The following is a 17,685-nucleotide window of genomic DNA, read 5'->3' as shown; positions in this document are numbered from 1 at the left end:
GCTCGATCCTTTTCATCGCATTAATTCTCTTAGTTGTGTTGTGGCAAACTCGATTGATTCTGGGTTAGCAATGAGAGGATCAGCTTCTTGCCCTTATTACCGCTATTACCGTCCGAACTCTTCTGCCGCTATCGTTATTATTCTCTCATTGCTGGGTCATTACTGTATTTAAACCGTATTTGAACCGAACTTATGCCGAACACTAAGCCTAAGTCGAGTTAAAACACGTAACCAAGTAGCTCTCCAACTTATCCATTAAAATCGAACGATAGGCAGGTTTTTTCCTAATATTAATTCGATTATATTTATCTTAAAGTACCCAAACTGACTTAATTGGAGAAATTTGATGACATCTATCCTTGTTGTGTATTCAAGCCTAAATGGCGAAAACAGTAAATCTACCGAACTTGCCGACTACTACCTTCAGTCACTAGAGGGTAAAGGTGTTTCAATAACGAAAGTTGATGTGGCTGAACTTGCGTTACCCCATTTAACAGGCGAAGAAATGCAAGCATGGATGACGCCTGCTAGCGAGCGTTCCTCAGCACAGCAAGCGTTGGCTGAAATATCCGATAACCTAGTAGCCCAAGTACAAGCTGCAGATGAGATTGTATTCGCAGTGCCAATGTATAATTTCGGTATTCCTTCTTCTTTGAAAGCGTATTTTGATCGTATTGCCCGTGCCGGTATTACCTTTAAATATACTGAAACAGGGCCGGTGGGTTTGCTAGTAGGTAAGCAAGCTAAAGTATTCGCTAGCCGTGGTGGTATTTATGAAGGTGGAGACTACGATACCCAAACGCCGTACCTTACTCATTTTTTAAATTTTGTGGGTATTACTGACGTAAATTTTGTTTATGCAGAAGGGCTTAGCCTGGGTGATGAGCCTGCTAATGTAAGTATCATTAATGCTAAGAATAAAATAATTGAACTAACCCCATTAAACGCGGACTAAATCTATGCAGTTAGCGAAACGCAATGAGTGCGTTTGAGCTAAAGTGTGTTCCAAGTTGAGTGTGCTTGATTGCCCCGCATATTATGCGGGGCTTTTTTATGCCTACTGTTTCAGATCTAATGATTTAAAACGAGTGCTTTAACGCAATTTTTCACGTCGATTAGTCAACGACACAATTCTCTGGCTATAATGCGGGAATAACTAAAAAACAAAGTCGACATAATGCAGAAATTTTCCTCTCTCGTTCTAGCTTCTAGTATCACGTTGTTGTTATCAGGGTGTGCCACTACGGATTCAACGACTGATTCAAGCACGGTACCTAACACAAGTTCTAGCTCATCAAAAACTGATACCACGTCTTCCAACACAGCCCAAAGCCGAGTTAACAATTCAGCGAACTCTTACACTCCCACTCCTGATGTTGAAAAGAGCACCGCAGCGTATTCACAAAACGGCGAAATTACCTTAAAGCAAATAATGGCAGATCCAAAATGGTTAGGTAGAGCGCCTAGTCGTATGCGTTGGTCTGTAGATGGAAGCCATATCGTTTATGAACGTAAGCAGATTAACGGTGACCTGAACGATGTTTATATTGCTAGCATCGATACCCCGAGTAAAAGTACTCATGCACCATTAGCACAATTGCAGCGCTATAAGTACGACGAAAAAGTAACCCGAGATGATGGTGTTATTGCGTATCGGTTCAAAGACAGCGTATATGTGCAGTTCACCAATGACGAGATTGTACAACTCACCCGTGGCGGCAGCTTCTTATCGTCGCTATCATTTATGACTGACGGGCGATTGATGGCCTTAAGTGGTAGCAGTGCCATTGCCATAAATTTATCTAACGGGAGTAGAGAAGAACTAGTTAGTTGGTCATTCAGTGACGAGCCAGAAGCAGTAGCGCCCGCCAAAGACTATATCGCAGAAGAACAACAATCTTTAATTCAATATATTGCGAAAAAGCGTCATGCCAGTGAATCGAAAGCGAAAGCTGACGATGAATTAGCCGCAAACAATACAAGCGTGGCGCCCGACACGTTTTACTTTGATAAAACCCATAAGTTGGTTGGTGTAAGTGTGTCGCCGAAAGGGGATTACGCGATTATAGCAACCACCCCAGATAAGCCTACTCGTGATGATAGTGACATTATGCCGCACTATATTCAGGAAGATAGCCGCATAGCCAGTAAGCCGGTACGCAGAAAGGTTGCCGATGCAGAGCCTATTAACCATCACCTTTGGTTGCTTAACTTATCTAACGGCGAAAAGTCACCGTTAAATTATTTTAGCTTACCGGGCTATAACGATGACGTATTGGCCGATGTTAAGACTGAAAATGCAAAAGCTAAGGGTGAAACTTATGATGTGAATCGCTTACCAAGAGCAATTACCTTGCTGTCTAGTTGGAACTGGCAACAACCTTCTATTAGTTGGCATAAAGACGGTGAGCAAGTTGCGGTAATGCTTGAAGCTTGGGACAACAAAGACCGCTGGATTGCAACGGTAGATACCGGTAAACAGCGATTAGTAAACCAACACCGCCTACATGATGATGCGTGGGTAAACTATCGATTCAATAGCTTTGGTTGGTTCAATAACAGTGAAACTCTGTATTATCAGTCTGAACATTCAGGGTATTCACACCTTTATACGCAAGTCCCCGGCCAAGCGCCTAAAGCGTTAACCAAAGGTACGTACATTACCGATAGCCCAACATTGTCTAAAGACGACATGTGGATGTACTTTACTGCGAACAGTAAACACCCTGGTATATTCGAAGTATACCGTGTGAAAACAACAGGCGGTGAAGTAGAGGCGTTAACCGACCTTAATGGTTTAACAGAGTATGAACTTAGCCCAGATAACACCACATTAGTATTAAGCCACGGTAAAGTAACACGACCGCCTGAGCTTTATGTTAAAGCTGTGGATAGCAAAGAAGCCGCTACAAAAATTACCGATACGGTAAGCGAAGCGTTCACCGCCATGCCTTGGGCTGTGCCTAATGTGGTTGCTATTCCGTCTAGCCACACCGATGCACCTATTTATGCTCGGGTATACTTGCCGAAAGATTACCAAGCAGACAAGCCGCTAAAGGCAGTTGTCTTTAATCATGGGGCAGGTTATTTACAGAATGCTCATTTAGGGTGGTCATTGTATTTTAGAGAGTACATGTTCAACAGCATGCTAGTGCAACAAGGGTATGTGGTACTAGATATGGACTACCGTGCCTCGGCAGGTTACGGGCGCGATTGGCGCACGGCTATCTACCGCAACATGGGTACGCCTGAAGTACAAGATTTACGGGATGGTGTGAATTGGTTGGTAGAAAATGCCAATGTCGATCGTAACCGAATAGGAACCTATGGCGGCTCTTACGGTGGCTTCTTAACCTTTATGTCTATGTTTAACGCACCAGATCTTTTTGCGGCTGGAGCAGCGCTTCGCCCCGTTACCGATTGGGCGCATTATAATATTGGGTATACATCAAACATCCTAAATACCCCAGATGTCGACCCTATTGCTTATGAGCGTAGTTCACCAATCTATTTTGCCGAAGGGTTGGAAAAGCCATTGTTAATTAACGCGCCTATGGTAGATGACAATGTGTTCTTCCATGATACGGTTCGACTAGTTCAGCGCTTAATTGAGCTAGAAAAAGAAGACTTTGAAACGGCTATCTACCCAGTAGAGCCACATGGCTTCGTGCAACCAAGTTCTTGGTTAGATGAATACCGCCGAATCTATAAGTTATTCGAAGAGAATTTATAACTGGCTAAAGCTTTTACACAGATAAAAAACGCCCCTTTCGTAGGGGCGTTTTGCTGTTAGTATTCTTGTTAACTAGTGTTTTTTAGCGGTTAACCACATAAGCGTGAAAATGATCAAACCACTTATCGCACCGAATAAGTGCGAATCAATCGCCACTTTGGCATCTATCAGTGCAGCAACCTGTGCGCTACTGCCTGCCGTTTGTTCATAAGTAACTTTTAAAGCCACACCCGCCAATAAAATCCAGCCAGAACGCATCTTATTCATAATGTCCATTAATGCACCCCATACGAATATACCGTGGAGGGCGCCAGAAAGCCCTGCGTACCAAATAAGGTCCTCTGAAAACAGGTAAAGTCCTGCACTGGTGCCTAAACTGCACCATACAAACACTTTTAAGAACCGACCTATTCGGTAATGTTCGCCGTGTAGTGCCCACAGTAGGGTAAGGCCTGATAAATTCAGCAACAGGTGATACCCATTGGTATGCACAATGTTTCCTGATAGTAAACGCCAGGTTTCTAAGCCTTGAATGGCGAAACGGTCGTAGGCCAGCCATTCGCCCGAAAGGGGTTCGAAAAGGAATGCGACGATAGCGCAAAGCGCTAAAATAAGTGGGCCTACGCTATACTTAGGGGAGACCGGTAGTGACATCATCATTGTTATTTATTTTAGTAATTCGTGTGTGCTGGGTATGATACATAAAATTGCCTGTGGGGTGGGCACCGTTATCGGTTAAATTGCTTTTTTCGTCTGCTTTCATCCCTTATAACAACCTTAAATGCTTAAGAGGTGACCAATGTCTTTAATACTAAGTGAAAAACATAACGGCGTACTAACCATTACGATTAACCGTCCGGAAAAGAAAAATGCCCTAACGCGAGGGATGTACCTCAGTATGGCCGATGCATTATTGGGTATCGAACATGACGAGAGTATAAAGACAGTCTTGTTTCGCGGTGAAGGCGACTGTTTTACCTCTGGTAATGATATTACTGACTTCGCAGAACGCAAAGAGGGTGATACGGTTAATGAGTCACTCATTTTTATGCGCGCCTTGTTTAACTGTGAAGTCCCTGTAGTGGCACAAGTGCATGGGGTTGCTGTAGGTATTGGTACGACAATGCTTTTACACTGTGATTTTATCTATGCTGAGACAAACACCCGATTTGTTCTACCATTCATCAACTTAGGTCTTGTTCCTGAATTTGCTTCAAGTTATCTTCTTCCAAAAATGGCGGGTCATGCAAAAGCAAGTGAGTTGCTCATGCTAGGCGAACCATTTGGCACAGAAGATGCCTGTCAGTTTGGGGTGATTACAGGTAGTTTTTCTGCCGCTGAGTTACCAGCAAAGGTTGAGTCGGTATGTAAAAAGTTAGTGGGTAAGCCTCTCTTTGCGCTATTACAAACTAAATCACTACTTAAAAATGACTCAGAATCAACGCTTCACCATATGGATATTGAGACTGACGTATTTACCCAAGCTGCGGGTACCGAAGCTGCGCGTGAAGCGTTTGACGCCTTCTTGTCAAAACGTCCGATCAATCCGGAGAAATTTAAATAAAGAGGAAATACTATTTTGAAACGTGGTTCATGGTTTAGTTCATCGTTGTTGACCATTGCAGTTTCAAGCTGCCTATTGGTGTCTGCTAATGCAAAAGAAGTTAGAGAAGTAGGGGAGCCAGAGGCGGCCACAGGATATGTGGAGAAAAAAGCGTTTACTGCTGAAGATTACATGGTAGTAGCGGCTAACCCTTATGCGTCATGGGCAGGTAAAAATGTATTAGAACAGGGCGGAAGTGCAATCGACGCCGCCGTTGCTGTTCAAGCTATGTTATCCCTTGTTGAGCCACAGTCATCAGGCATTGGTGGCGGCGGATTCATACTGTATTGGGATAATAAAAACAAAGTACTGCATACCTTCGATGGACGGGAAACTGCACCGGCTGCGGTAAACGCCCATTGGTTTATGGAAGGTAATAAACCCATGAGTTGGCTTGAAGCCGTTGTGGGTGGTAAATCCGTAGGCGTACCTGGTGCTATTAAAGCGCTGGAAACAGCACAAGCTAAGTTTGGTAAGTTGCAATGGAACGCACTGTTTAACGATACCATAAAAACGGCAAACGAAGGATTTCGTGTTTCACCAAGACTAGCCAAGTTGATTGCTCTTGATTACCATCCTGGCTTAAAAACATTCCCAACAAGTTCTACGTATTTTTTCCCCGCTGGTATTCCGTTAAAAGAAGGCGCGATCCGTAAAAACAAACCGTTAGCTAAAACGTTAACAGGCATTGCTGAAAACGGAACTGACTACTTATACAAAGGCGAGCTTGCTGAGAAGATTGTTAAAACCGTAAACTCTGCCTCAATCAATCCTGGTCAAATGACCACAGAAGACTTAGCTGCTTACGAACCCATAGAGCGTGAGCCGGTTTGTGGCCTGTACCGAGACAGACAGATTTGTGGCATGGCGCCACCAAGTTCAGGTGGTATTAACGTTTATCAAATTTTGAAAATGTTAGAAGGTCAGGATTTTTCTAAACTCGCTCCTGACTCGGTAGCGTTTGCTAACGTTTTTACTCAATCTAGCGCGTTGGCTTATGCTGATAGAGAAAAATTTATAGCGGATAGCGATTTCACGAACTTACCGTTCGCTGCCATGATAAATACCGCGTATTTAAATCGCCGCGCTGAAGGAGTTGCACCGGATAAAAAATGGCGACGTGTACGCGCTGGTAACCCTTACGGCGACGCTAACATTAGCCTGGGCAGCAACATGGAACAGCCGAATACGTCGCACTTCTCTATCGTAGATAAAGAAGGTAATGCGGTATCGATGACCACCAGTATCGAATTTATGTTTGGTTCCGGTCTTATGGTTGGCGGTTTCTTGCTAAATAACCAACTAACTGACTTTTCGTTTTCGCCTACACAAGACCGGTTCCCTGTGCCTAACCGTGTTGAGCCGGGTAAACGCCCACGTAGCGCAATGAGCCCTACGATGGTATTCGATAAAGAAGGTGAGTTAGAAGTAGTAGTGGGCTCTCCTGGTGGTTCACGTATTGTAAGTTATGTTGCGCAAACCTTAGTGGGCGTGTTGGATTTTGGATTAGATATACAACAGGCTATTAATTTACCTAAGATCACTAACCGAAACGATTATACCGCCCTTGAAAAGGGAACGCCTATTGCTGAATTAGAAGCACCGCTTACGGCATTAGGTCATCAAGTGAAAGTGGTCGATTTGAACAGTGGCCTACATGGCATTCAGATTAAGTCGGGCAAAATTATTGGCGGTGCCGATCCAAGAAGGGAAGGTATTGCAGTAGGACGCTAAGCTTTATAGTGTACTGCGCTGTAATTAACTGTAATTAACTGTAATTCACAGCGCCTAAACATGAGAGACAATACTTACCTATGAAAGGCTGTTCGAGATTAGGTTTCGAACAGCCTTTTTTATTACATAAAATGGTCTGGATGAATTTGAGACACTTTCCACATACCATCTTCTTTAATGAGATCTAAACTGCGTAAGTCTTCAATTTTGTCATCCTCGTACATACCGCTTAAAAATATGGTAACCGTTGCTTTTTTTGAAAACTCAGAACGGCCAACACTGTTGCCACTTTGCGGGGTAATGATCACCGTATCGTACTTCAAGTTCAAAAGATGGCGCTGAACATTTCTATTGCTGTGATAGTTGGTCAAAATTCTAGCCAAGCGTTCTGAAGACAGGCTGATAGCAACATCAAGGTTGTCATCTTCATAAACACTTTTTAAAAAGGTCACCGCTGAATATTCCGGTGTACTTTCAGCAAGCATACCGTAGCGACCCATTCCTTTTTCCTTTTCTTCGCAACCTGCTAAACACAAAACACTCAGCAAAATTGCATATAACCCTAGACGAAAAGAACGCATTGAAAAAACCTCAGATAAAATATAGGAAAAATTGAACCCTTATATTATCGAACCAGATCTAGTGAGGTGCAACCTAATACTTATTTTAATAGGGTCAATAAAGGTAAAGATGCAGTTTGAAAAGCATAGGGGGATAAAAACAAAAAACGAGGCCGAAGCCTCGTTTTACTGTTTCTTTTGTATTCTTTACCACAACCGTCATCGCGACCGTTATTGCATCAGCAATTCGTTAGCTATGCGTAAAGATTACTGTGTTTCTTCTTGGTCGCCAAATGCGCCTGCAAATAATGGGCTACTCAAGTAACGTTCGGTACCACTTGCTAGTAGTACAACCACAATTTTGTCTTTGTTCTCTGGGCGTTCAGCAAAACGTTTTGCTGCTACCACTGCTGCGCCAGAAGAAATACCTGCAAGAATACCTTCTTCGGTCATCAAGCGGTGCGCCATTTCCATACACTCATCGTTGGTCACTTGCTCAACTTCGTCAATCAAGCTTAAGTCCAAGTTACCTGGAATGAAGCCGGCACCAATACCTTGAATTTTATGTGGCCCTGGTGTTAGTTCTTCACCGTTCATCGCTTGGGTAATCACTGGCGAGTCAGTTGGCTCTACCGCAATTGAGGTAATAGCTTTACCTTGGGTGTTTTTAAGGTAGCGGCTAACACCAGTAATGGTTCCGCCTGTACCTACGCCCGCCACGAATGCATCCACTTTACCGTCGGTGTCATTCCAAATTTCAGGACCCGTGGTCTTTTCATGGATAGCAGGGTTGGCAGGGTTATCGAACTGCTGAAGTAAAACGTATTTTTCAGGATCAGAAGCCACAATCTCTTGTGCTGCGGCCACCGCACCTTTCATGCCTTTTGGTGCTTCAGTTAATACTAAGCTGGCACCAAGGGCTTTTAATAGCTTTCTGCGCTCTAAACTCATGCTGCTAGGCATGGTAAGTGTTAGTTTGTAACCACGAGATGCGGCAACAAACGCAAGGGCAATACCTGTGTTACCACTGGTAGGCTCTACAATTTCTTTACCCTGGGTAAGTACGCCACGTTCTTCAGCGTCCCAAATCATGTTGGCGCCAATACGACACTTAACACTGAAGCTAGGGTTACGAGATTCAACCTTAGCGTAAACGTTACCTGAAGTCACACGGTTTAATTTAACTAGAGGCGTGCGGCCAATAGAAAGAGAGTTGTCGTCAAATACTTGCATTATTAATCCTTACCTAGTTAGGAAATCCCAGCAGTCGTGATCTGTACGACCTTTATAATAGTTAATAATTCATAGCCTGAATTAGGGGATTTCGTCATACCCCTATATCATTGGTCCCAAACGTGAAAATGCAAAGTGCTTTTTCGCTATATGTTATTGTTATTTTACATGACGAATCAGAACGGAAGAGGTAGAAACATAATGGCTTTTAGTGGAACGTCGAATTACATTGCTACAAAAGATCTGCAATTGGCTGTGAATGCAGCAATTACGCTAGAGCGTCCGCTGCTAATCAAAGGGGAGCCTGGCACAGGTAAAACCATGTTGGCAGAAGAGTTGGCGGCCAGTCTTGGTACCGATTTAATTCAATGGCACATCAAATCTACTACCAAAGCACAACAAGGCTTATACGAATACGATGCGGTATCTCGCCTGCGAGATTCACAACTTGGTGATGATCGTGTTCACGATATTGGCAATTACATTGTTAAAGGTAAATTGTGGCAAGCCTTTGAAGCGGGCAATCGTCCGATTCTTTTGATTGATGAAATAGACAAAGCGGATATTGAGTTTCCAAACGACTTATTGCTAGAACTCGATAAAATGGAGTTCTTTGTATATGAAACTCAAGAGCGCGTAGTGGCAAAAGTACGCCCCATCGTAATTATCACATCAAATAATGAAAAAGATCTGCCAGACGCCTTCCTACGTCGTTGTTTCTTCCATTATATTCAATTTCCTACTCCAGAAGAAATGCAGCAAATCGTAGATGTGCATTTTCCTGATTTAAAGAAAAAGTTACTTGATGAAGCATTAAAAGCCTTTTTCCAAATCCGTGATGTACCTGGGCTTAAGAAAAAGCCTTCAACCTCTGAGCTTATCGATTGGTTGAAATTGCTGGTGGCGGAAGACATTCCACCAGAAGCATTGCAAACTAAAGATGGTAAAGCTGCTATTCCACCATTGTACGGTGCTTTACTTAAAAACGAACAAGACATTCACTTGTTCGAAAAATTGGTATTCATGGCGCGCCGCTAATGCTTATTCAATTCTTTTTCACGCTGCGAAAATATCAAGTAAAAGTGAGCTTGCGGGAGCTGCTTGATTTACTCCGGGCCTTGGAAAAGCATATTGTTTATGCAGATTTAGAAGGCTTTTACAGTTTGTCTCGAACCATCATGGTGAAGGACGAATCTCAATACGATAAATTCGACAGAGCATTTGCCGATTATTTTGAAGGGGTGGAATCTATCGATTTATTCGGTAAAGAAATTCCCGAAGAATGGTTACGCAAAGAAATTGAGAAAAACTTAAGTGCAGAAGAACGTGAAGCACTGCGCCAGTCTGGTGGATTAGAAGCCCTAATGGATACCCTTAAGAAGCGCCTTGAAGAGCAAGAAAAGCGACATCAAGGCGGAAACAAATGGGTTGGTACGGGTGGAACGTCTCCTTTTGGTGCTTATGGCGATAACCCAGAAGGTATTCGTATTGGGCAGAAAGGCAATCGTCGTAACTCTGCGGTAAAGGTATGGGACAAACGCGAGTTTAAGAACTTATCTGCCGACGTAGAGCTAGGTACACGAAACATTAAAGTGGCTTTGCGTAAATTACGTAAGTTCGCCAGAACCGGTGCCAGTGAAGAGCTTGATGTGGCCACCACCATTGGTGAAACCGCGAAAAAAGGTGGCATGTTAGATATTCACATGTCGCCCGAGCGTCATAACGCGGTAAAGGTGTTAATGTTTTTTGATGTGGGCGGTTCTATGGATCCTCACGTTAAAACCACTCAAGAGCTTTTCTCCGCAGTGCAGAGTGAGTTCAAATACCTCGAGTACTTCTATTTTCATAACTGTGTGTATGAAGAAGTGTGGAAAGATAATCTGCGCCGCGAAAAAGAACGGGTTTCGGTTCACGATATTATTCATCGGTATGGTAAAGACTATAAAGTCATTTTTGTTGGCGATGCCACCATGGGGCCTTATGAAATTACCTATCCAGGTGGAAGTGTTGAGCACTGGAACGAAGAGCCGGGTAGTGCATGGCTAGGCCGAATACTGAACCACTTTAACAAAGCGGTATGGTTAAACCCTCAAGCGGAGAATTATTGGCCTTATTATTCGTCTATTTCAATCATCAAAGAAATTGTGGAAGACAGAATGTACGGGCTAACTCTTGAAGGGCTAACCCAAGCTATTAAAGAACTCAGCCGTTCACGCTAGTTCATGTTTTGTTTTGCAACCATGAATAAGCGCGAGTACTGGTGAATACGCTAAAAATTAGTACGACAAATACGGTAAAAACCCTAAATTCACACGAGTAAGCATGACTAAGATTGCAAGCATACTGTTAGCGGGTGGGGAAAGTAAGCGTTACGGTGGTAACAAATTACTTTCCCCGCATTATAGCGGGTTGCCGTTAATCCATTACTCTTTGCAACAAGTTCAAGGGCTACATCTTTCCTCAATCTATGTGGTTACGGGGCGCTGGCATTCTGGCCTTTTTGGTGTGCTACAGACTTTCGCTAGTCAAAGTACTAAAAATCAAATAGACGTAACTCAAATAAAGACAACTCAAAACGAGACAATCCTCAAAGAGACAATTCATAACAAGCCAACCCACCAAACCACAATTCAAATATGTCACAACGATGTGTGGGATGAAGGTATTGCTTCAAGCATACGCTGTGGCCTTAACGCCGTGTTGGAATCCAAGGACAATCAGTACACCCATGTTTTAGTGCATTTAGCAGACTTAGCGAGTGTAACCACAAGTACGCTTGATAACTTGATTGAACAAGTATCCGTTCATCCTGATGACATTATATACAGTCAGTGGAATAACCATCGGGGCGAATTACAAGCGACGGTGCCAGCTATCTTCCCTAGAGCGGCGTTTGATAGCTTACTTAAGCTAAGCGGCGACAAAGGCGCTAAGAAAGTGATAGAAGACTGGAAGCGAAAAGGGAAAGCCGTTGGCGTAGCTCACCCTGAATCTGCATTAGATATTGATTCGCCAAGGGATTGGAAAGCCTATCGGAGCACAGGCGTGTAACCGATAGGCATAGTATCTATTAGACTAGGTAGCGTAACGGTAGCTTGGCCGTTGAATATAATAAAGTCTTGCGCCTAGCATTATTGCCGCTGCGCTTAGCCCCACAATAAACCCAATCCAAAATCCGCTCGCAGACATAGGTTCAGCCGTGATCCAATCGGTACGCCCTAATATTACGCCGGTGGGCAAGCCAATTAACCAGTAAGACACAAAGGTAATGATAAACATAGCCGTAGTATCTTTGTAACCTCTAAGTGCATTGGCTGATATTACTTGAATTGCATCGGAAAGCTGGAAAATAGCCGCATAAATAAGTAGAGCATTCGCCATTTGGTAAACCGCATCGTCGCTGGTATAAAGCCCGATAATGAATGCTTTAGCACTGAGTGTGAATGTAGCAGTACAAGCTGCGGTAACAAAGCCAATTAAAATAGAACACTTTGCGGCGATTTTTGCTTGGCGTCTATTATCTTGCCCTATGCGATAACCAATACGAATAGACGCTGCCATACCAATACTCATGGGTACCATAAACATCAAGGCAGAGAAGTTTAGCGCAACTTGGTGTGCAGCAACGGTGGTTGAACCGAACGGCGCAAGTAGCAGTGCGACTACCGCAAATAAAGTCACTTCAAACAACAAGGTCATTGCGATAGGTAAACCCAATTTAAAAGTGCGCTTTATGGCCACCACAGACGGCTTGTAGTACGTATCAAACAGCTGGTATTTTTTTAGGGCAGGGCTGAAACGCACGTAAATAAACGTAGCAATAAGCATGGTGTAAATAACAATAGCCGTTGCTACACCACAACCTGCGCCACCAAAAGCAGGAATAGGGCCCACACCGTAAATAAACAGGTAGTTACCGACAATATTAGCCATTAAACCAATCACAGTAATTAACATGGTGGGCTTAGTTTTACCTAACCCTTCACAGTAGTTTCTTAACCACTGATAAAGCGCAAAGCCCGGCATGGCACAAAGCACGTAAACTACATAATCTACGGTAATGGTATGAAGCTCATCTGCCATAGGGAATAAGGATACGATGTTACCGGCAAACGGAATAAGGGCGGCCACCGCTAAACCAACGAAACACACTAAGTAGCCTGCTTGTTGACTGGCATTGGCAATGCCGGTTATGTCTTTTGTACCTTGAAGCCTTGAAATAATCGGCGGTAAGGCAAGTGCAATACCTTGTATAAAGCATAATAGGGGCACGGTAATACTAAAACCAAGGGCCACCGCTGCCATATCAGTGGCGCTATAACGCCCCGCCATAATGGTATCGCTCACGCCCATCAGCATTTGGGTGATTTGCGCAATTAATAATGGCCAAGCCAGCTTTATTATATCTCTACCTTCAAGTAGATAGCGTTTTTTCTTCAAGGTTAAGCGTCCGGTTCAGGTGAAAGTAAATCAAAAGGGATAACAGGCAAAGTGGTGCCTTTTTCAACATGACTAATGTCTTCGTGAATTATCATTAAACAATTTGCTGCGGTAATAGACGTCATTACACCAGAGCTTTGAGTACGAAACGGGGTAACACAAAGGTCGAAATTATCATCATAAGACATGGTAGCTCGCTGAAAATCCCTTCGTCCTGCACGACGTTTAATATCGCAGGTAATTTTCGCGTTAACAGTTAATGGTTTGCGTATAAGCTGTTCACCCTGCATTTTTCTAATTAACGGCGTAACAAGTAATTTTGCCGTTACAAACGCAGAAACAGGGTTGCCAGGCAAGCCACAAAACAAGGTATTAGCTATTTGCCCTAAAGCAAAAGGTTTTCCAGGCTTAATGGCGACTTTCCAAAAATCGATGCTGCCCAAGGTGTCTATCACATCTTTCACATAATCGGCATCGCCAACGGAAACGCCGCCACTACTTACCATTACATCTACTCGCTCGCTTGCTTCTTTAAATAAGCTGGTGAGTGATTGCTCGTCATCTTTTACAATGCCGAAATCAATGATTTCTACGCCTAACTCTGAAAGTAGGGCGCTGACCCCAATTCGGTTAGATTCATAGATTTGAGTGGGTAGACAAGGCTCGCCGGGTTGAGCGAGTTCAGTTCCGGTGGCTACAACACCTACTTTTACCTGCTTGAACACTTCAACAGTAGCTAAGCCCTGCGAAGACAGCAGCATAAGGTGTTGTGGTTGTAACCGAACGCCTTGATTGACGAGTGCCTGTCCAATTTTAATATCCGCTTCTTTCTTACGAATATTTTCGCCGGATGAGGGCCATTGGTTTATAACAACACCATTGTCTTCGGTAGTCGTATTCTCAACCATCACCACGGCATCAGCACCAGCAGGCACTGGTGCGCCAGTCATAATTTTAATGGCGTGACCTGATTTAAGCGACTCATTTGCGGCCATACCTGCGGTGATAGTGCTCTGAATTAACAGTGGCGTATTCTTTTCATCAGCAGTATTAACCGCAAAGCCGTCCATTGCTGAGTTATCCCAAGGGGGCACAGATATAGACGCACTCACTGCTGATGCAGTAATTCGGCCTAAAGCGCTGTTTAACGGAATGGTTTCGGTTTCACCTATGGTGCGAGTTGCACTAATCGCTTTTTCTAATGCGTGTTCTAACGATAACCATTTTGAAGACATGAAAACCACTCCCTAATTTGAGGGTGTGGATTATCACCTAAATGCGCCAATAAACCAATGGATTAGGCAGTGACAATAAGGAAATTAAAACAAAAACGGCGCTATAAGCGCCGTTTGGAAGAGGTGAATAAAAAGGTTAAGAATATGAATTTACTCAAAGTCTTGGTTACTTATCCAAAGCACTTGGTAGGGTTTTAGCTGCAAAAAGGCGTCAGATAACGCAATTTGCTGACGAGTTACCAAATCTATCCAGTTGTCGGTACCAATTAGATTAATATCCGACAGTAAAATAGTTTGCTCTTCATCGGACACATTACTAATACAAAAAATACTTTGTTTTCTGTCCAAGCTTTGACGCCAGTAACCGAAAATACTTTCATTAAGCTGCAATGTGAACTGCGTCGCATTCGGGTGAAATGCTGGCTGTGCTTTGCGAATTCGAATTAGCTGAGACAACCTGGTTAACACCTTATGATGCTGGGAGTAGGGTGAATCAAGTAATGCTTCTAGTTCCTTAAAATCCCAGCGTCTACGATTTATAGAACGGTTCTGACCGGTATTGGCCACTTTTTCATAGTCATTAGACGTTCCCAATAAACTATGAATATAGATGCCTGGAATACCTTCCATGCCAAGCATGATGGCGTGAGCACAAATAAATCTGTCAATTTGCCATCTATCAGGCCCTTTAGTTGTCCCTTGAAGGGCATCGAACAAAGTAATATTAATCTCATAAGGCTTTTGTTGCCCATGATCTGAAGCGCGCCATGAAATTTTGCCACCAAAGTTTTGCATGGTATGCACTAACTCAGAGATTTCTTCGTCGTCTAATAACCCTTCGGCAGGGCGCAGACCTATACCATCGTGTGAAGCAATAAAGTTAAAGTACGCGGTGCCATTTTGCGCTGGCGGCATACTCATCATCCAACTCTTTAAGTACTTACAATTACCGGTTACTAAGGTGTTTACCAATAAGGGCGGTAATGAAAAGTTATAAATAGCATGGGCTTCATTAGCATTACCGAAATAGGTCAAATTTTCCCTATTGGGAATATTGGTTTCAGTAATGATTATAATAGACGGGTCGACATGTTCAATTAGGGTACGAATTAACCTAATAACCTCATGGGTCTGCGGCAGGTTAATACAGTTGGTGCCTACAATTTTCCACAAAAATGCGACCGCATCTAAGCGGAAAATCTTGGCGCCCTTGTCGATATACAAACGAATGATATCAATGAACGTAAGAAGTACCTTAGGGTTCCTGAAATCAAAATCGACTTGGTCGTGACTGAAAGTACACCAGACATGTTTAGTGCCATCTTTGGTTTCTGTTTCACGCAACAGCGGTGAAACCCTAGGGCGGGTAACAATAGACAAGTCGTCAGCAGGGTCACCGGTAAAGAAAAAGTCTGAACCAGGCCCTTCACCTTTGATAAAATTATCGAACCATACACTGCGTGCAGAACAGTGGTTAATCACTAAGTCAGTCATTAACCCGTAGTCTTTCGCAATGGCTTCAATATCGTCCCAACTGCCTAGGGCCTCATTCACACTTGAATAGTCGATAACCGAAAAGCCATCGTCTGAACTGTATGGGAAAAATGGCAGAATATGCACATTGTTAATGGTGTTTTTACTATAGCGATTCAAAAATCGATTGAGAGTGACGAGCGGCCGCTCGTCTGCATCAATAACGCTATCGCCATAGGTGATCATGATAACGTCTTCCTCATCCCAATAATTAGAATGGGATTGAGGAAGGTCGATATCATCTTCAGGCGTAATGCCCATAGTTTCCATTAAAGACATGGTTAAGCTTTCTAAGGAATGCTCAAGAGGCACGTCTGCATAGATGTATTCTAGATGGTGCTTCACTTTGTCATGGAGTACTTGCCATGTCATTGTCTATTACTCCATAAATTCTGCGGTGTCAGCTTCAACGGCCTCCAGCAAGCGCTCGAGAATATCTGGCACAGCGCTGGTTACTCGGTTCCAACTTGGAATGAAAGGGGTTTCCATTGGGTTTTCTAAGAAGTTCTGACCAGCTTTCATGATGTTACTGGCGAACATTTCAACTGCTTTTTCTTCACTATGTATATCAAGAGTAAGACCGTTCATTACTGCATCGTTGTGATAGGTCTCAATAAAGTCTAGTGCAATTCTGAAATAGGTCGCCTTGATAGAGCGGAACATTTCATTACTAAAGGTATAGCCTTGAGTAGCTAGCTTTCTAAAGATAGCTTTAGTGATATCGATAGACATTTTAGATAAGCCACCATGTTCATCGTTAAGCGACAAATCTTGATGTTTGTGATCGTAAATATCACAAATGTCGGCTTGGCAAAGACGGTTGTGCGAATAGTTGCGATGCATCTCAGACAGTACGCCAATTTCTAAGCCCCAGTCGCTTGGTATACGAATATCGTTTAGCACATCACGGCGGAATGAGAATTCACCGGCGAGTGGATAGCGGAAGCTGTCCATAAACTCAAGGTATTCGTTATCGCCCATAATGCGTTTAAGTGCGCGTAATAATGGCGTTACCAATAAGCGAGATACTCGGCCATTAATTTTGCCGTTCGCTACACGGGCGTAATAACCTTTACAGAATTCATAGTTAAAGTTCGGGTTCGCGACTGGGTAAATAAGCTTCGCCAACAAGTCTTTGTTGTAAGTCACAATATCGCAATCATGCAGAGCAACAGACTCAGCACGGTTTGATGCTAATACATAGCCCATGCAATACCAAACATTACGACCTTTCCCTAATTCTTTAGGGGCAAGACCTTTTGATTGTAGCTCTTCATCCAAGGCTTTCAAGCGCGGGCCATCGTTCCACAGCACGCGATGATGTTGAGGCAGTTTGTCGAAAAACTTAAGCGCATGTTTGTACTGCGCCATATCGGCTCTATCCAGACCAATAACGATTTCAGATAAATAGGGTACGCCTGTCAATTCATCAACAATATGAGGTAAGGCATCACCTTCTAATTCTGAGAATAGTGATGGCAAAATAAGCGCCATGGGGCGTTTCTGTGAAAAGCGGAGTAACTCGGCTTCTAGTTCCTCTGTTGGTCTACGAGAAAGATTATGTAAAGTTGTAACCACACCGTTTTGATAAAAATCAGCCATGTGTCCTCCTGA

General features: G+C 43.3%; 14 protein-coding genes. 7 read left to right on the top strand and 7 right to left on the bottom strand.

Going from position 1 to position 17,685, the window contains the following annotated elements; translation table 11 throughout:
- Nucleotides 1–346: 346 nt before the first annotated feature.
- Together Q4561_RS18880 and Q4561_RS18875 are read left to right on the top strand one after the other, a co-directional pair.
- Nucleotides 347–955 (top strand): FMN-dependent NADH-azoreductase, encoded by a 609-nt coding sequence (locus Q4561_RS18880; protein ID WP_303462805.1) that lies wholly within the window; start codon nt 347–349, stop codon nt 953–955.
- A 222-nt stretch (nt 956–1,177) separates the two neighbouring features.
- Entirely contained in the window at nt 1,178–3,733 is a 2,556-nt protein-coding gene (locus Q4561_RS18875) for a prolyl oligopeptidase family serine peptidase (protein ID WP_303462804.1), read from the top strand.
- Nucleotides 3,734–3,805: 72 nt separating this feature from the next.
- Here the strand turns inward: Q4561_RS18875 and rrtA are convergent, their stop codons facing one another.
- The gene (gene rrtA / locus Q4561_RS18870) at nt 3,806–4,390 is read right to left on the bottom strand and encodes a rhombosortase (protein WP_303462808.1); all 585 of its coding nucleotides are present in this window, start codon (nt 4,388–4,390) and stop codon (nt 3,806–3,808) included.
- A gap of 142 nt (nt 4,391–4,532) precedes the next feature.
- On the opposite strand from rrtA, the gene Q4561_RS18865 reads away from it, so the two are divergent.
- Both Q4561_RS18865 and ggt read left to right on the top strand, forming a co-directional pair.
- Complete coding sequence (locus Q4561_RS18865; protein WP_303462803.1) at nt 4,533–5,297, top strand: enoyl-CoA hydratase; 765 nt, start codon at nt 4,533–4,535, stop codon at nt 5,295–5,297.
- Between the two features lie 15 nt (nt 5,298–5,312).
- A complete protein-coding gene (ggt, locus tag Q4561_RS18860; RefSeq protein ID WP_303462802.1) occupies nt 5,313–7,070 on the top strand; it encodes a gamma-glutamyltransferase in 1,758 nt (585 codons plus the stop codon).
- A gap of 122 nt (nt 7,071–7,192) precedes the next feature.
- On the opposite strand, the gene Q4561_RS18855 is transcribed toward ggt, so the two are convergent.
- Both Q4561_RS18855 and cysK read right to left on the bottom strand, forming a co-directional pair.
- The gene (locus Q4561_RS18855; protein ID WP_303462801.1) at nt 7,193–7,651 is read right to left on the bottom strand and encodes a hypothetical protein; all 459 of its coding nucleotides are present in this window, start codon (nt 7,649–7,651) and stop codon (nt 7,193–7,195) included.
- Between the two features lie 246 nt (nt 7,652–7,897).
- On the bottom strand, nt 7,898–8,863 hold the full coding sequence (gene cysK, locus Q4561_RS18850; protein ID WP_303462800.1) for a cysteine synthase A: 966 nt from the start codon (nt 8,861–8,863) through the stop codon (nt 7,898–7,900).
- A gap of 201 nt (nt 8,864–9,064) precedes the next feature.
- On the opposite strand from cysK, the gene Q4561_RS18845 reads away from it, so the two are divergent.
- From Q4561_RS18845 to Q4561_RS18835, 3 genes are all read left to right on the top strand, one after another.
- On the top strand, nt 9,065–9,901 hold the full coding sequence (locus tag Q4561_RS18845) for a MoxR family ATPase (protein WP_303462799.1): 837 nt from the start codon (nt 9,065–9,067) through the stop codon (nt 9,899–9,901).
- A complete protein-coding gene (locus tag Q4561_RS18840) occupies nt 9,901–11,082 on the top strand; it encodes a VWA domain-containing protein (RefSeq protein ID WP_303462798.1) in 1,182 nt (393 codons plus the stop codon). Before Q4561_RS18845 ends, Q4561_RS18840 begins: the two co-directional genes overlap by 1 nt.
- Nucleotides 11,083–11,185: 103 nt before the next feature.
- Nucleotides 11,186–11,914, top strand: a complete 729-nt coding sequence (locus Q4561_RS18835; RefSeq protein ID WP_303462797.1) for a nucleotidyltransferase family protein — start codon at nt 11,186–11,188, stop codon at nt 11,912–11,914.
- A 24-nt stretch (nt 11,915–11,938) separates the two neighbouring features.
- Here Q4561_RS18835 and Q4561_RS18830 read toward each other — a convergent pair whose 3' ends face one another.
- The 4 genes from Q4561_RS18830 to Q4561_RS18815 all read right to left on the bottom strand — a co-directional run bounded on the left by Q4561_RS18830 (nt 11,939) and on the right by Q4561_RS18815 (nt 17,673).
- Entirely contained in the window at nt 11,939–13,303 is a 1,365-nt protein-coding gene (locus Q4561_RS18830; RefSeq protein WP_303462796.1) for an MATE family efflux transporter, read from the bottom strand.
- Nucleotides 13,304–13,305: 2 nt separating this feature from the next.
- Nucleotides 13,306–14,538, bottom strand: coding sequence for a gephyrin-like molybdotransferase Glp (gene glp / locus Q4561_RS18825; RefSeq protein WP_303462795.1), 1,233 nt, complete (start codon nt 14,536–14,538; stop codon nt 13,306–13,308).
- Between the two features lie 150 nt (nt 14,539–14,688).
- Nucleotides 14,689–16,443 (bottom strand): sugar phosphorylase, encoded by a 1,755-nt coding sequence (locus Q4561_RS18820; RefSeq protein WP_303462794.1) that lies wholly within the window; start codon nt 16,441–16,443, stop codon nt 14,689–14,691.
- 6 nt (nt 16,444–16,449) lie between these two features.
- Complete coding sequence (locus Q4561_RS18815; RefSeq protein WP_013784255.1) at nt 16,450–17,673, bottom strand: glycosyl transferase; 1,224 nt, start codon at nt 17,671–17,673, stop codon at nt 16,450–16,452.
- Between the last annotated feature and the right edge of the window lie 12 nt (nt 17,674–17,685).

Origin of the sequence: Alteromonas sp. 1_MG-2023, from assembly GCF_030547075.1 — a bacterium.
Taxonomy (GTDB): domain Bacteria; phylum Pseudomonadota; class Gammaproteobacteria; order Enterobacterales; family Alteromonadaceae; genus Alteromonas.
The sequence above is the reverse complement of the archived record's forward strand: the minus strand, read 5'-3'. Positions and strand labels throughout refer to the sequence as shown.

Excerpts from the sequence above, each read along its gene's own strand:
- Q4561_RS18820 (WP_303462794.1), bottom strand. The coding sequence starts at position 16,443 with ATGACATGGCAAGTACTCCATGACAAAGTGAAGCACCATCTAGAATAC.
- Q4561_RS18815 (WP_013784255.1), bottom strand. The coding sequence starts at position 17,673 with ATGGCTGATTTTTATCAAAACGGTGTGGTTACAACTTTACATAATCTT.
- cysK (WP_303462800.1), bottom strand. The coding sequence starts at position 8,863 with ATGCAAGTATTTGACGACAACTCTCTTTCTATTGGCCGCACGCCTCTA.
- rrtA (WP_303462808.1), bottom strand. The coding sequence starts at position 4,390 with ATGATGTCACTACCGGTCTCCCCTAAGTATAGCGTAGGCCCACTTATT.
- Q4561_RS18845 (WP_303462799.1), top strand. The coding sequence starts at position 9,065 with ATGGCTTTTAGTGGAACGTCGAATTACATTGCTACAAAAGATCTGCAA.
- Q4561_RS18880 (WP_303462805.1), top strand. The coding sequence starts at position 347 with ATGACATCTATCCTTGTTGTGTATTCAAGCCTAAATGGCGAAAACAGT.
- Q4561_RS18865 (WP_303462803.1), top strand. The coding sequence starts at position 4,533 with ATGTCTTTAATACTAAGTGAAAAACATAACGGCGTACTAACCATTACG.
- Q4561_RS18855 (WP_303462801.1), bottom strand. The coding sequence starts at position 7,651 with ATGCGTTCTTTTCGTCTAGGGTTATATGCAATTTTGCTGAGTGTTTTG.
- Q4561_RS18840 (WP_303462798.1), top strand. The coding sequence starts at position 9,901 with ATGCTTATTCAATTCTTTTTCACGCTGCGAAAATATCAAGTAAAAGTG.
- Q4561_RS18835 (WP_303462797.1), top strand. The coding sequence starts at position 11,186 with ATGACTAAGATTGCAAGCATACTGTTAGCGGGTGGGGAAAGTAAGCGT.
- glp (WP_303462795.1), bottom strand. The coding sequence starts at position 14,538 with ATGTCTTCAAAATGGTTATCGTTAGAACACGCATTAGAAAAAGCGATT.
- Q4561_RS18875 (WP_303462804.1), top strand. The coding sequence starts at position 1,178 with ATGCAGAAATTTTCCTCTCTCGTTCTAGCTTCTAGTATCACGTTGTTG.